Source organism: Lysinibacillus macroides (assembly GCF_001281525.1).
In the GTDB taxonomy this organism is placed as follows: Bacteria; Bacillota; Bacilli; order Bacillales_A; family Planococcaceae; genus Lysinibacillus; species Lysinibacillus macroides.
The window spans coordinates 165,441-179,204 of the sequence record NZ_LGCI01000009.1; the positions used below are offsets into that span (position 1 = coordinate 165,441).

Annotated in this window: 14 protein-coding genes and 1 pseudogene; 4 read left to right on the forward strand and 11 right to left on the reverse strand. The window is 32.6% G+C overall.

Features of this window, described 5'->3' with window-relative positions:
• Positions 1–71: 71 nt before the first annotated feature.
• Positions 72–1,376, reverse strand: a pseudogene (locus ADM90_RS14785) (alpha/beta fold hydrolase); the annotation flags it as partial.
• Positions 1,377–1,433: 57 nt separating this feature from the next.
• A complete protein-coding gene (locus ADM90_RS14790; RefSeq protein WP_053995724.1) occupies positions 1,434–2,000 on the reverse strand; it encodes a TetR/AcrR family transcriptional regulator in 567 nt (188 codons plus the stop codon).
• Positions 2,001–2,211: 211 nt separating this feature from the next.
• Here ADM90_RS14790 and ADM90_RS25140 point away from each other — a divergent pair, with 211 nt between their 5' ends.
• Positions 2,212–2,625, forward strand: a complete 414-nt coding sequence (locus tag ADM90_RS25140) for a hypothetical protein (RefSeq protein WP_235473578.1) — start codon at positions 2,212–2,214, stop codon at positions 2,623–2,625.
• Positions 2,626–3,079: 454 nt separating this feature from the next.
• Here ADM90_RS25140 and ADM90_RS14800 read toward each other — a convergent pair whose 3' ends face one another.
• On the reverse strand, positions 3,080–3,631 hold the full coding sequence (locus tag ADM90_RS14800) for an alpha/beta hydrolase (RefSeq protein WP_235473580.1): 552 nt from the start codon (positions 3,629–3,631) through the stop codon (positions 3,080–3,082).
• Positions 3,618–3,821, reverse strand: coding sequence for an alpha/beta hydrolase (locus ADM90_RS25145; RefSeq protein WP_235473582.1), 204 nt, complete (start codon positions 3,819–3,821; stop codon positions 3,618–3,620). The genes ADM90_RS14800 and ADM90_RS25145 overlap by 14 nt, the downstream gene beginning before the upstream one ends.
• A gap of 669 nt (positions 3,822–4,490) precedes the next feature.
• Between ADM90_RS25145 and ADM90_RS14805 the strand changes: the two genes are divergently transcribed.
• Entirely contained in the window at positions 4,491–4,766 is a 276-nt protein-coding gene (locus ADM90_RS14805; protein ID WP_053995744.1) for a YqhV family protein, read from the forward strand.
• A gap of 956 nt (positions 4,767–5,722) precedes the next feature.
• Here ADM90_RS14805 and ADM90_RS14810 read toward each other — a convergent pair.
• The 7 genes from ADM90_RS14810 to ADM90_RS14840 form a co-directional block, all read right to left on the reverse strand.
• Positions 5,723–6,268 (reverse strand): TlpA family protein disulfide reductase, encoded by a 546-nt coding sequence (locus ADM90_RS14810; protein ID WP_053995725.1) that lies wholly within the window; start codon positions 6,266–6,268, stop codon positions 5,723–5,725.
• The gene (locus ADM90_RS14815) at positions 6,265–6,951 is read right to left on the reverse strand and encodes an ABC transporter ATP-binding protein (RefSeq protein WP_053995726.1); all 687 of its coding nucleotides are present in this window, start codon (positions 6,949–6,951) and stop codon (positions 6,265–6,267) included. Before ADM90_RS14815 ends, ADM90_RS14810 begins: the two co-directional genes overlap by 4 nt.
• A complete protein-coding gene (locus ADM90_RS14820) occupies positions 6,948–7,697 on the reverse strand; it encodes an ABC transporter permease (RefSeq protein ID WP_053995727.1) in 750 nt (249 codons plus the stop codon). Before ADM90_RS14820 ends, ADM90_RS14815 begins: the two co-directional genes overlap by 4 nt.
• Before the next feature lie 44 nt (positions 7,698–7,741).
• Positions 7,742–8,194, reverse strand: a complete 453-nt coding sequence (locus tag ADM90_RS14825) for a nitrous oxide reductase accessory protein NosL (protein WP_053995728.1) — start codon at positions 8,192–8,194, stop codon at positions 7,742–7,744.
• Complete coding sequence (locus tag ADM90_RS14830) at positions 8,191–9,456, reverse strand: right-handed parallel beta-helix repeat-containing protein (protein WP_053995729.1); 1,266 nt, start codon at positions 9,454–9,456, stop codon at positions 8,191–8,193. Before ADM90_RS14830 ends, ADM90_RS14825 begins: the two co-directional genes overlap by 4 nt.
• Positions 9,428–10,069 carry a nitrous oxide reductase accessory protein NosL gene (locus tag ADM90_RS14835; RefSeq protein ID WP_053995730.1) on the reverse strand — a complete coding sequence of 214 codons (642 nt, stop codon included), beginning with the start codon at positions 10,067–10,069 and terminating at the stop codon, positions 9,428–9,430. Before ADM90_RS14835 ends, ADM90_RS14830 begins: the two co-directional genes overlap by 29 nt.
• 215 nt (positions 10,070–10,284) lie before the next feature.
• Positions 10,285–10,878 (reverse strand): class I SAM-dependent methyltransferase, encoded by a 594-nt coding sequence (locus ADM90_RS14840; protein WP_053995731.1) that lies wholly within the window; start codon positions 10,876–10,878, stop codon positions 10,285–10,287.
• Between the two features lie 284 nt (positions 10,879–11,162).
• On the opposite strand from ADM90_RS14840, the gene ADM90_RS14845 reads away from it, so the two are divergent.
• A complete protein-coding gene (locus ADM90_RS14845; protein ID WP_235473585.1) occupies positions 11,163–12,527 on the forward strand; it encodes a c-type cytochrome in 1,365 nt (454 codons plus the stop codon).
• Positions 12,524–13,564: a cytochrome ubiquinol oxidase subunit I gene (locus ADM90_RS14850; protein ID WP_053995733.1), complete on the forward strand. Its 1,041-nt coding sequence runs from the start codon at positions 12,524–12,526 to the stop codon at positions 13,562–13,564. Before ADM90_RS14845 ends, ADM90_RS14850 begins: the two co-directional genes overlap by 4 nt.
• Positions 13,565–13,764 lie beyond the last annotated feature (200 nt).

The window sequence follows — 13,764 nt, forward strand, 5'->3', positions numbered from 1 at the left end:
AATTTGGGGAGGTGCCTCATTTTTATTTAATTTTAGCCCTTGATATTAAAGGGATTAGAATTATGAAATTAACTCAAATAGATATTTAAAAGATTTTTCTCGCGTTTAAAAGGAGAACGTCCCAAACCTGGAAGATCCAAGATCCATACAGGTCGACCCGTTTTTTCATGAAGCTCTAGCGCTAAAGGAAATAAATCCTCTCCATCACTCAATAAACCATGTAATAAAATAAACGGTTTCCCCTCTCCTTGTAATTGGTAAAGGGTATTGTTATCGCATAATGTTCGCTCAAATAAGTGATGATGCTCACCATTTTGATATATCAATCGATAATCCAGATCAGCTACTACGGCAGGGAAAAAGTTCATGACACTCATCTTCTTAAACCAATCTCCCCCCCTCATGGTTTTCACCGAACCATTTGAAAATGTTCGTTTTGTGATAAAATTCAGTCCATCAGAAGGAATGTTTGTTATTTTACTTACTCCACTTTTCATTATTGTTTTCATAAGCGGCATTGGAACAGAGATTTTTGGTGCCCTCATATTCATACTTTCCGACATAACACTTAATAATTCAGCAATGTTCGGATCGTTCTCTTTGTCATCAACAAGTGTATATGTTTGAATAGCCGGCTGCTCCAATTTGAAAACCTGCACAATAAACTTCGCAAACTCATCGTTTGAAATCAGTGGCAACCTATATCCCTTACCTCCAGGAATCACTGGCATGAGTCCTCTTCGCATACTTGTCACAAGCAAACCTAATCCTGCTATCTGCTCTGTACTCCCTGTTTTACTACTACCAACCACAGTTGGCGGATTAATAACAGACAGCGGATAACCTACTGCTGATGCCTGCTAACGGATATAAAGATCTGCTAAAAATTTTGTTTTCTCATATGGATTTTTTATTTTTAAAAAATTGTTTCCTTCTTTAAATACATCTCTCGCAACCTTGCTATTATTATCATCAAAGGGACTCATATAGCCTACAATATGAATAAATTGCTGCAAGCCCTTCAATTGATGAATACTTTTTGCGAATTCACTAATATGTTGGGCGCCATTCAAAAATACAGAAGTTGCCTCTTTGTTTGTCGCTTGAATATCCATCGGGCCTCCTGCGTGAATAATCACATCCGTTTTCAATACCAACTCCTTATCTTCAGCACTCAGACCTAAGTCTATTTTCGTTAAATCACCTTCAATAAAGTGCATATTTTCCTCTTTTAAGATGCCTCTTTCCTGAAAAATCTGTGTTGCTTTACTTTTCGACCTCACTAAAAGAAGAATGTTCACATCCTCTTTGGCTAATTCCTTCACTAATTGCTTTCCAATAAAACCTGTTCCACCCGTTAAAAATACTGTTCTCATAAAAATCCTCCTAGTAGTACTGAGTAGTACTAATTTGATGTAAAAAAAATGCTTCTTTTACCGAAGCAAGTTAAACAAATGATCTGCTGTTTTCATGATTACAGTTGCATCCTCTAGTGTCTCTGAAATAAATAGCGCTCCTTCAAGATTTGTAATAAAAAGAGATGCAACCTCGTCAATATTTATTGTCTTTCTAAATTCACCCTTCTCTACCCCTTGTTTAAGTAACAGAGAAACTTTTGTTTGTAAGCCTTTAAAAAAAAGACCTATTTTTTCTTTTACTTTTGTGGCATTTGTAGGACTTTGAATATAAAGCGTAATAAATGGACAGCTCCCCTTATATTCTCTCGTCTGAACTCCTTGTGTTATTTGTTTTAAAAATAGTTGGATACGATCTTCAACTAATAATTGGTTTTGAGATAGTAAGTCATCTATTGCAGATTGATACATTTCAATCCAATAATCAACGACCCCTTCCAACAATTCTTCCTTATTAGAGAAGTGATAATACACATTAGACTTTGAAACTTTGCTTACACGAACTAATTCATCCATGCTTGTATAAGCAAACCCTTTTTCTAAAAATAATGTTGCAGCTACTTCAATTACACGTTTTTGATTCATTAATTTTACCTTTGTCATGATTAGTACTATACAGTACTACAATGGGTGTTGCAAGTATTTTTGTTAGTTTAATAAAAAATTGATCAAAAAAGCTTTACTTTAATTGATTTTACTGCTAAAAATTAATCTCATTTTGAACAAAGTTGAACTGATCCCCAAAACGTTGGCTTGCAATTTTTCACTTGTGTTTTAACGCTAGGCTCATATATTTTTGAAAAGAAAACAAATATGTTTTTTGGAAGATACATACGAATTTATTTTTGTAGTCACTAAATTGTGCAATTGGCTTCCCCATATATCTTCGGGATTACATCAAACAAATCAAAATATAATGCAGCAGATTAATCAGGCTGAATTCCAACCTGATATCATCCGAATGGGATCCTGCGAACCTCCCCCTGAATTAATACCTAACAAAATGATTCAGGGCGTACTACAAAAACTGTCTAAGTCTATGGCATCGCTGGGTTATGAAGAACCAAAAGGAAATATTCATCTAAGAAGAGAGGTATGTACATACCTTAAAACAATAGGAATAGAGGCTGATCCATCCTCAATTTTGATTACCTCTGGTGTTTTACAGGCACTACAACTTATTTCCCTTGGTCTTTTGCACACATGTTGAAAAGCCATCCTACCTATACTCTCTTAGAACCTTTCAATCGTTCGGAATGCAGCTTTCGGGAATTAAACTGGATGAAGAAGGTATAAATTGGTTGATCGACATAGGCGGAGAAAAGGAGCAATGCTTTTTACAATACATACTTTTCAAAATCCTAACGGGAGTGTCATGTCACTTGAAAGAAGAAAAACGCTTGTTGATAAGTGTGATAGGAAACGTTTGCCTATTATCGTGGGTGATGTATACAGGGAGCTTTGGTTTGATGAACGCCAATAAAGGCATTTAATAACAATGGACTTGTATTATATAGTGGTGGGATATCACACTCATATAAATTCCAGTTAGTCTTATCTATTTATAAAATCTATAAGTCAAAACCAGCAGCTGTATCGATTGAATAACTAAAATGTGGCTTCTATCTTCATATCATTTAGTCCCTATGTTCCCTTTCTAACTGTTAGCCGTAGCAAAAGCCTTTAAGTGAATTAATAAACGACATCGATTCTTCAAAAATTAATTTCTGATCTTTTCCTAACGTCATTAAATGTGTGGAGTTTGGAAAAGCTTTTATTTCTTTTTCACTTGAGGATATATTTTGATATATATAATTTGCACTCATTCCATACAACGAGTCATCCTTGTTTCCATAATAGATTGCTACTGGTGCTGTAATGGCAGAAACCTGATCCACTGTGTCATGAATAAACTGCTGGAACATTTTAAATGAATGTAAAGACACTTCCTGAAAAGCCAGCAATTCTTTTGCAATCTCTTCAGTTGTCTTCCCTTCGAGCTGCTTGTACGCTCTTGTATAATCAATCAATCGTTGCTTTAATGGTTCTGGTGTACGATCTTTTGGGGCGGACATTTCAATCTGCTCTTGCTGTGCGAGCTTTAATGAAAAGATCTCACCTATTGATAATCTGATTAGAGAAATCCTTTTATACCCTTGTTGTTGTAAAAAATAGTAAGCCTCTTGTGCATCTTTCCACCAATCATTTATATTCATAATTTAATAACGCTTCTGGTTGTCCCCCATGACCTTTGTATAACGGTACATAACATGTACAACCAATATGCTCGTTTAGATATTCGGCTATTTTTTTCATGTCACGTGTATGACTTGTGTAAGAATGTAAGAATAATATCGCTGTTTCATTTCCCTTAAGAAAGAGTTCTTTCGCTGGTCGAATAAGCATTCCATCACCTCAAAATGTCTATTATTATTTATGTTATAAGAAATTGTATAGCCACAATAAATATTAGACTTCCAATAAAACTAAAAAGGAAATCTTTTTTCCAATGCACAAGTGAAATACAAACAAGCTTTGTTAATAAGTAATTGAACTTCCAAACTAGTTTCTCTGCGTCAAGAAATAAGGTTGGAAAAATAAGTCCGGAAAAGATGGTACTGCACCCCAAATGTTAGAGTAATAAATCTAACTTTTGAGGGTCACTACCCTTTAGAACGGGCTTATCCTTGCTTGTAATTTTGTTCAACTTCAGTTAATTAAACCTTTTATTTAACAGCTAGAACAATAGCTGAAACAATATAATTGTCTACATCATAATTAAGTTCTCATTCACGGATAAATTCTTTGGAATAATTTTTTGGTACAATTGAGATATTTGTAAAGCCTGCATCTTTTAAAAATAGAAAATAGATATATAAAACTGATTCTATTAATAAATTTTTTGAACTTTTATCTAGAAAACTACTTATTAAATTAATACTATAAAGCATAATCTAACAAGAATATTAGATACGAATCATACATATATTGATTTTAGTATTTCATTAAAACAGAAGTCTATAATTATCCTAAGATGAATTTATAATATATGTGAAAATTATCTATAAAGATAGGATGATGACAATTATTGAAAAATCGGTTCTTGCTATGGTTATATTACGTGTGTTGTCTGGAAGTATTGAAGTAAGTGCTGGATTATTGATGCTAAAGTTGAATAATTTAGAAAAAGCATTTTATATTAATACAATGCTTGCGTTGGTTGGTCCAACAGTTTTAATCGTCACGACAGCAATTGCATTATTTGGACTAGCTGATAAAATTTCTGTGACGAGAATCATTTGCCTATTTACGGGCATAACCCTTATTATTATTAGCTCACATGTTAAGTAATAATAAAAATTGAAACTTTATTTTTACGCTATATTCTTCTTTCCATTAAATCTTTATTATGCCATCTCCATTTAACTGAGCAATTTTTTCTCTTGTGCCAACAATTTAAAACCCATCTTTTTATGTATTAGTATTTTAAATAACTTTTAGGAAATATCCTCCATTTTGCAATCATTTAGTATATACACACTAACTTCCCCCACTCCAGAATAAACAACACATGTTGAAACAGGTGTAATGGCAATCCAACCAATTACACTATTGTGTTCTTCTGCTACAAAGTGCAATGTTGCATGATATCTTTCATCTCATACCTGTTCACTTTGCACAATTGTTTCAAAGGTGGTCATCCCTGTTTTGATTCCTTCTTTTCACTATTATTTTGTGAATATGCAAGAAGAGGTTTTTCGCAAGGACTCGTAAATAGTACAATACAAGCTTTATGACGTTTAAACTTCATCTCTTCTTGTTAATTTAATAAATCTATTAATTGTTTCTCGTCAATTAAAGTATATATTTAATCATGAAATTGAGTGAATAACAGAACAAATACAATGAACCAAATGTCACACTGGTGTTCGCAGGAATCCCTTCTATAAGTGGGGATAGTTCAAGTTATATTAATCGGACGCTAAAATGAAACGAGTAATTGTATGTCTCGTCTTTTTATATTTGATTTACCTTGGATTCAAAACATGGTTATTACGTAGACAAAAAGGGATGATTTCTGCACCACCTTTGCCAAAATAAATATCTATTCCATTTTGTATTTTCATGATTTTGCTAGGTATCATTATGCCACTCTTCGGTATTTCTCTTATTATAGTTGTTATAATCGAACTTTTTATTTCAATTACTAAAAAGGAAAAAAAACTATTTAAGGAAATAATTAGTTTTAAGGAACTTAACTAAAAAACAGGTGTTAAAACACAATTAGCACCTGTTTTTTTATCGTATTATAGTTCATTAATAATATTGTCAATATATTGCTCATCTATAGGTCCATACACTTCATGAACAATCTCCCCATTACCACTTAAAAATATTGTTGTTGGTATTGTAAAACCACCGAAACGCTTTCGGATATCTCCAGTTTCATCCAGTAAAATGGGTAAATCCCATCCTTTTTTAGTAGCGTATTTAGTTACGGTATCTATACTTGCTTCGGTATCAGTTGCATTGACTGTTACAATCTGTACATCTTTTTTTGTTTCATAATAATTTTGCAATCGCGGCATTTCCTCATTACAAGGTCCACACCAGGTTGCCCAGAATACAAGGACAATTGGCTTACCTAGATAATTGTATAATGTTGTTTGTTCACCTGAAATATTTGGCAATTCAAAATTTCGTACTGCCCTATCTGAAAGTTTGATATCGGTTGTGTTAACTGTACTATCTAGTATTTCTTTAGAAGTTTCTGTTTTATCTGAAGCTAAATAGTTAATAAAGACAATACCCATTAAAATTAAAATAACACTTACTGAAAGCCAATTCTTCAAAACATTGCCTCCTCTAAATACAGTTTCAACCATATAGATTCTAATGATTCTTCAGAATATTGTCTTTTTAAACTAGAAATATTACCAGAAGCAAGAATTTTACCTTTATGCATAAAAATTACTTCATCTGCAATTTCCTCTACTGTTGATAGTAAGTGAGTAGAATATAAGATCAATTGGCCTTTATTTCTTTCCTCCTTTAAAATTGTTTTCACTCGGTTAATCCAATATGGATCTAGGCCGTTTGTAGGTTCATCTAAAATATAAACATCACATTCGCCTAGCAAACTTTGTGCAAAATTTAAACGTTGTTTCATTCCTTTTGAAAGCTCACTGACAAAGCTATTTTTATGCTCAAATAGATCGACTAGCGTTAAAATGTCATCTTGACCTCTGCTAGTAATCCCTTTTAATTTTCCTAAAAGCTCAATAATTTCACCCACTTTTAATGTAGGTGGAAAATTTAAATCATCAGGCATATATCGAACTCTTCCTTTAGGAATACCCGTTATAGTTCCACTCTCTATTGGTAATTGCCCCATAATTAATTTCATTAGCGTACTTTTTCCAGCACCATTCTCCCCCACTAAAGCTACAATTTTCCCACTTGTAAGCTGATAAGTAACTGGACCAATTTGTTGTCCTTTACAATATGTAATCACAACCTCTTGTAGCTCTATCATTTATAACGCTCCTTACGTTTCAACTTTAAATAAGCAAGACAGAGGGGAATTATCCACCATAATCCTGTAATCCCAATTATGAAGCCAATTCCTAAACTTGTTTCGTAAAACTGTGTTAAATAATAAAACGACTTCCCTAAAATACCTGTTTGTTCAATTTGAATTAAATAGACATAGCGTAACCATTCAATAATATTTATATGGACGTGAGTATAAATTACATTTTCATAAATATGTTTTGGAATAATAGTTCCAATTGCCATTACTATATAATTACTTAATAATGTAAAAACTGCCCATAGTCCTAGACTAAAACCTAAGGCTTGTAACCGATGTATGGAAAAAGTGCCAATCATTACACTAATAGCACTAAAAATAACGATAATAACAGCCGTTAATACAATAAATTGACTATCTATATGAACGCCACCAAAGAAAGCGCCTATAATTAAAATAACTGCCTCTGTAGTTACTAAAGCGAATAAGAAAATAGCTACTAATGCAACATATTTTGCTCCTAAATAATGTGTGATACTAACAGGATAAGATCGAATTAATTGATACCAACCTGATTCTATATCAGCAGCTATACTCATTGCCCCAATTGTCAAAATAAATAAAGGAAACAAAAAAAGTAATAAATTTAAAAGAGAGGCTTGAAAGCGATCAAATCCACCTGCATCCATGTTTAATTGCTGCAACATTAAAATGGCTACAAATAATACAATAAAAATACTGAGCAACATGTAAATCCACTTACTTCGGAAAAGTTGCTTTATTTCCGATTTAATCAATGTTCATGCACACCCCAATTAAATGACGTTACTAATTCTTCATACCCAAGTGGCTTACCTGCACCATTTTCCTGCTCATAAATTGTTGCATCCCCAATCGACGCAAAAGCAAGTACACCATAATTCATCGGTGTCCAATAATCCTCGTTATATAAATAAGCAGCCGTTTTTACATCTATCCATTCTTGTTTATCGTTTGATTTGATAAAAGCTGCTGCTACTTCTTGTTCTGGATTTTTTAAATATTCAATTAAACAACCTAAATCATCAAATACTAGATAATCATTATTCTTGAAAATTACTTGCCCTGCATAATCAGGATGCGTGATACCCATGTTACAAACTATACAAATATCCGTCTCTGGATCAATATTTCGAGGTTCTATGGTCTGCTCCGAACAACCTATCAAAAAAAGTCCAATAATTACTAATAAAATGATTTGTTTCATTTCAATTTCCTCCAACTAAAAACTAGTACAATCAATAAAGTGATGCCAATGCTAAAATGTTTCCCTGAAAAGGATAATTGCCAAGGTTGCCCCTCATAAACAATAGGTTTCTCATCCATTAGAGTATTTGGTTCCGTTATTTTATTGTCCATTTTTTGTAATAATCCAGTAGCTGTATTTCCAATAAAGTATTGATAATATTCATTTTTTAATACCCATTTACCAAATGTAGAAGTTGCAATGTACACACTATCACCATAGCCATCCCCGTTGAAATCTTCTCCTTCGTAATCATCATAAACATTCCTTACAAGTGTTATACCTTCAGAACCACTTGAAGCAACTAGCACATTTCCATAAAGTTTATTGTTTGTAACAAGGACACCTTTTGGTTGAATATTTTTAAGTACTAATAAATTACTAGCAAATATATTACTGGACATATCTACCGTATTTGCCTGTTGTAACTGAACAGCAATAGAATTTTCACGAATGATATTATGGATCACATTTACTTTTGAAGTTTGATAAAGTGTAATGCCAGAACTATTTAAAGCATTTTGATGTTTAACTGTGTTCTTTTCTATATCTACATTATTTGTCATCATGGACATTACCCCTGTTATATGATGGGAGTAGTTATTTTGAAGCAATTTGATATCGCTACCATACATTATATGAGTACCGTAACGTCCATACGTAATCGTATTTTTTTCAATTGTAACTTGCCTGCTATTCTCTAAGTAAATTCCGTCTTGTGTTTGTGTAATATTACTATTTTTAATATGAATACCCTTAGCGTTATAAAGAGAAATACCGTGGCTTTTTTCTGAATAATGACCAGATTTACCAATAATGTCTACTTCAGCAATTTCACTATTTTCTACACCATCGAAATAAATAGGAAATCTTTTTGTTTGAAATGAACTTTGAGTTATTTTGATGTTTTCAACTTTCTTTGCAACAACCCCTTGTTCTCCAAGAAATTGAATACCACTAACCTCTACATCATCAGCTTTTATTTCTAATTTTCCAGTGAATTTAACCCCCTTGTTTCCGTATATTTTAATGGGTTTTTTTATTAATAAATTTTCTGAATATTGCCCTGGTTCTAGCTCTAAAACATCCCCCAACGAGAGACTATCGATCTGCTGTTGTACGCTCTGAGCATATGCAGGTGTTGAAAATCCAACTATGCAGAAAAAAAGGGCAAGTAAACTGCCCTTTTTCATATTAGTGACTATGTGTTTCTTCAGTTCCATGCTGGTCCTCACTATGTTGTTCATGGTCCCCTTTTTCATGCATCATTTTTTCACTGCGTTCTTTTGCTGCTTGTTTAACTACGTCTAAAGCTTCAATTTTTGCTGTTGGATTTTCTGAAATATACGTTTTGGCATCTTCTTCATAAGCAAAGAATATATAACCCCAGTTCATTGGCGATTTAATATCTGTTTTAACAAGTGTTGCTTCCTCGACATTAATCCAATTTAGTGTAATATAATCTCGAACAAATTTTTCATTCGTTTGATTTTGAGCTAATTCTGCATTTAATAAACAACCAATGTCATCATAAAATGCAATCGTACCATCTGGTTTTACAGATTGTGCGGAAAAAACACCTAGTTCATGATCCTTTGTATATACTTTCATATTACAAATTTCACAAACAGTATCCACTGCTGGTTCTTGTAGACGATCATCGATTTTCCACTCAGCTGTGGATGCTAAATATGTAACTTCGTTTTTTGGTTGTTCTGAAACAACCTCTTCTTGTTTTGGTTCCTGATCTGTTTCTTTGTTTGTTCCTGCTGTACTATCATCATTACATGCATATAGAGCTAGCATAAATGGGACAATGAGAAAAATTTTCTTCATTCCTTTACCTCCTGAGTAATTATTTTACTAGACATATATACTTTACTAAAAAATTGTGAAAAAACTTAGAAATATAAGTGACAATAATATTCTTTTTATAAAAGTAAGAATCGATAAAATGAATTAAGTGAAGATTATAGCTTGTTACACAACCTTACTATTTTTTTCTTAACTCTTCTGGATGAAAATGTACTTTGAATTTTAAAATAAAAGTCTTATTTTTCTACAATGACTTGTATAACACGGCGAGTATTTTTTTGAAATGAAGCTTCATGTTGTTCTATCTCCCCAGTGAAGTAATGTTTTAGCTTATAGCGCCTAGCCCATCTTAAAATATCCTCAGCATTATATAAATAAGCCATATCGTTTGGTCCACCTGTATTGTATAAAAGCTGTGCATATTCATACACCTCAAACATAAAAACTCCATTTAATTTTATAGAATTCATTATTTTATCTAATACCACTAATTGGAATTTGTGTTTGAAATGACCGAAAACCATTATTGCACCATCATAATTTTCTTGAGGTAACTCATACTCTATTAATTCCACCCTCTTAGTTACAATTGATACTCCATTCATTCTTGCTAATAACTGTACTTTAGCTAGACCATATGAAGTCGAATCATAAACCGTTACCTGGTGTCCAAGTTTCGCTAAAAAAACCGCATTAGCTCCCTCGTTTTCTGCATAAGCCGCAATCTTAGCTTGTTTAGGCAAATACTGGACCGATGAGGTGATAAATCGATTTGCTTCAGTTCCATATACATATAATGGTGGACTAGCTTGGTCACTCCAAATACTCATTTCCTTAACCCCCTATTTGTAAAAAAGCTTCATCTCTTGACTATATTGTTCCATTTAATACGACTATTATAAAAAAAAATTGAGAAATTCAAATGAACTTTAAGCAACAAAAAATAAAATTTCACCTGCATAACCTATGTAATCTCTATAAAAATACAAATAATAAAGAGCGCTAAGAGTAAATAGATTCTTTTTAGAACTATTTTGACAAAACAATGAAATATAGTTACTTTCAATTTCACATATTACTCATTCGATTTTCAAATCTATTTAGTATGATTGCATTGAATTTGATTAAAAAAAGAAAGGAAGAGGATAATATGAATTTTCCATCCGTGGATTATACATGGTTTGGTAATGGCACTGTCATTGCTCTTATTGCAATTATTCATGTGGTAATTAGCCATGGAGTCGCGATAGGTACATCTGTTTTAGTTGTATCAATTGAATATCGTGCGATGAAAAAGAAGAACGATAAATTAGATCAAGTAGCAAAAACAATGTTGAAATGGGTATTAATAATTACTACGACTATAGGTGCGATGACTGGAGTAGGAATTTGGTTTTCAACTACCGTCATACAACCAGATTCGATTTCTTCATTATTGCGTATTTTTTTCTGGGCATGGGTTGTTGAATGGGGAGCATTTATTTCAGAAGTAATTATACTTATTATCTACTACTATACTTGGGATAAATGGAAAGAAGGCGAACTTAAACGTAAACATATCATGCTAGGCGTAGCACTGAGTGTTGCTTCATGGGTGACAATGGTCATAATTACAGGTGTCTTAGCTGCAAAATTAACACCTGGACGTTGGATTGAAACATTTTCATTTTGGAATGCATTTCTCAATCCAACCTACTTCCCTTCACTCGGATTCCGCATGTTTTTAGCAATCATGTTGGCAATATCTTTAGTATCATTTTTTATTCGTTGGCGTATTAAAGATAATACGTTACGTACAGAAGTTTTTCGAGTGTTTGCATTCTGGGGTGCTATCTCTTTACCCATGACTTTTATCGCTGGCTTATGGTATTTATGGGCAATTCCAACTGAGGCATATAATATGATTGTCTGGTCTACAGGGATGTCTGAGATCATCTTCAAAAGTTTAAATATTTTAGGATTTAGTATTCTAATTATATTCTTAGTTTGGCTTGCAAAAAGTCCAAGAACTGTTCCATGGATTTTATCAATAGCAGTGATGTTCTCTTCCATAGGTTTTATCGGGGAATTTGAAGTAGTAAGGGAAACTGTAAGAAAACCATATATTATCTATAACTATATGTATGCGAATGGAATGTTAGAAAAAAATGAAGAAAAACTAAAAAAGGAAGGTTTTCTGGCTAATGCCACATGGGCAAAAGAAAAAGAAGTAAATGACAACAATATGGTTGAAGCTGGTAGGGATGTATTCGTTGGTCAATGTATTACCTGTCATACAATTGATGGATGGAGAGATACAAGAGCCTTGTCTAGTAAAATGGAAGGTTGGGATAAGGAAGCCATTATGTCCTTTGTTCCGAATATGCATTTTGCACAAGTAGCAATGCCTCCATTTATGGGGACTGAAAAAGAAATTGAAGCTTTAGCTACTTATATTTTAACAGAACTTGAAGAGGAAGAAGAGGTGTCTACAAAATGAACTATTTAAGTTTTGCTTTAATTTCTTCAGATAATCCTTTACCAATACCTGCACCTATTGGATTACTTGAAATTCTTATCGTTGTAACATTCATTTTCCATATTATTTTTGTGAATTTTACAATATCATTGACTGCAGGAGCTGTTGGATTAGAAATTACTAGTATGATCAAAAAAAATAGTTTATTTGATAAAATGGCGCAAATTTGTTCATTTCATGCTTCAATACATAAGAGTATTGCAGTCGTTCTAGGAGTTGGCCCATTACTGATTGTTAGTGTCTTATATACACAATATTTTTATTCTTCAACTATATTAATAGGAAAGGCTTGGATGAGTTTATTAATCCTACTAATTACTGCATTTCTTCTGTTATACATTTACAAGTTCACTTGGGATAAATATCAAACAAAAAAATTATTTCATATAAGTATTGGTTTATTGGCAATGTTGATTTTATTCTTTGTGCCTCTTATTTTTATTGTCAATGTAACTTCTATGTTATATCCAGATCGTTGGGGAGAAGCAAACAGTTTTTTTGAAAGCATAGTTTACTATCCTCAAATCTGGCAACGTTACCTACACTTTATGCTAGCAAGTTTAGCAACAGGTGGATTTTATATGTTTGTCTATTTTGCTTATCAAAAGCGAAAGCAGAATAGATTAGAGGAACATGAACAATCATTAAAACTTCTTGGTGCAAAGATAGGCTTTTGGATTACAATTGTACAGTTGGTAGCTGGTTTCTTATTATTATTTTCATTTGATACGAATATTCGTATGCTTTATTTAGGCGAGGATTTATTGTTAACTTCTTTACTTATTATTTCTATTGTATTGACTGTTATTCTTTGTATGCTACTATATGCAGCAGGCTACAAAGATTCTGCTAGTTCTTTTCTAGCCTCTATAATTGTGTTCATTTGTGTAATAGGTATAATGGGATGGATGCGACATGAATTAAGAGAAGCCTATTTATCCCCATATCTTGACGAACATCCACGAACAGAAGAAAGAATTGAATCTACCTCAGAATAAAATTAATTGTACCAATCATTTTTCTATATAACGTAATCCCCAATCCCGTTTTTCTATTAGGTTAAACGGGATTGCTATGTTATTAAAACAATATATCAATTCATTTGATTGAAAAGGTTTATCTTAAACTACGAGATAAAACTTCTGCTCATAGATAAAATCTGGATAGGCTACACTTAGTTGGACAGAATTTTTAAGGT

What these genes read in the sequence shown, in the direction of transcription:
- ADM90_RS14840 (WP_053995731.1), bottom strand. Translation starts at nt 10,878, where the DNA reads ATGAGTATTTGGAGTGACCAAGCTAGTCCACCATTATATGTATATGGA.
- ADM90_RS25145 (WP_235473582.1), bottom strand. Translation starts at nt 3,821, where the DNA reads ATGCTTATTCGACCAGCGAAAGAACTCTTTCTTAAGGGAAATGAAACA.
- ADM90_RS14800 (WP_235473580.1), bottom strand. Translation starts at nt 3,631, where the DNA reads ATGAATATAAATGATTGGTGGAAAGATGCACAAGAGGCTTACTATTTT.
- ADM90_RS14825 (WP_053995728.1), bottom strand. Translation starts at nt 8,194, where the DNA reads ATGAAACAAATCATTTTATTAGTAATTATTGGACTTTTTTTGATAGGT.
- ADM90_RS14830 (WP_053995729.1), bottom strand. Translation starts at nt 9,456, where the DNA reads ATGGAACTGAAGAAACACATAGTCACTAATATGAAAAAGGGCAGTTTA.
- ADM90_RS14820 (WP_053995727.1), bottom strand. Translation starts at nt 7,697, where the DNA reads ATGTTGCTCAGTATTTTTATTGTATTATTTGTAGCCATTTTAATGTTG.
- ADM90_RS14805 (WP_053995744.1), top strand. Translation starts at nt 4,491, where the DNA reads ATGATGACAATTATTGAAAAATCGGTTCTTGCTATGGTTATATTACGT.
- ADM90_RS14835 (WP_053995730.1), bottom strand. Translation starts at nt 10,069, where the DNA reads ATGAAGAAAATTTTTCTCATTGTCCCATTTATGCTAGCTCTATATGCA.
- ADM90_RS14815 (WP_053995726.1), bottom strand. Translation starts at nt 6,951, where the DNA reads ATGATAGAGCTACAAGAGGTTGTGATTACATATTGTAAAGGACAACAA.
- ADM90_RS14850 (WP_053995733.1), top strand. Translation starts at nt 12,524, where the DNA reads ATGAACTATTTAAGTTTTGCTTTAATTTCTTCAGATAATCCTTTACCA.
- ADM90_RS14790 (WP_053995724.1), bottom strand. Translation starts at nt 2,000, where the DNA reads ATGAATCAAAAACGTGTAATTGAAGTAGCTGCAACATTATTTTTAGAA.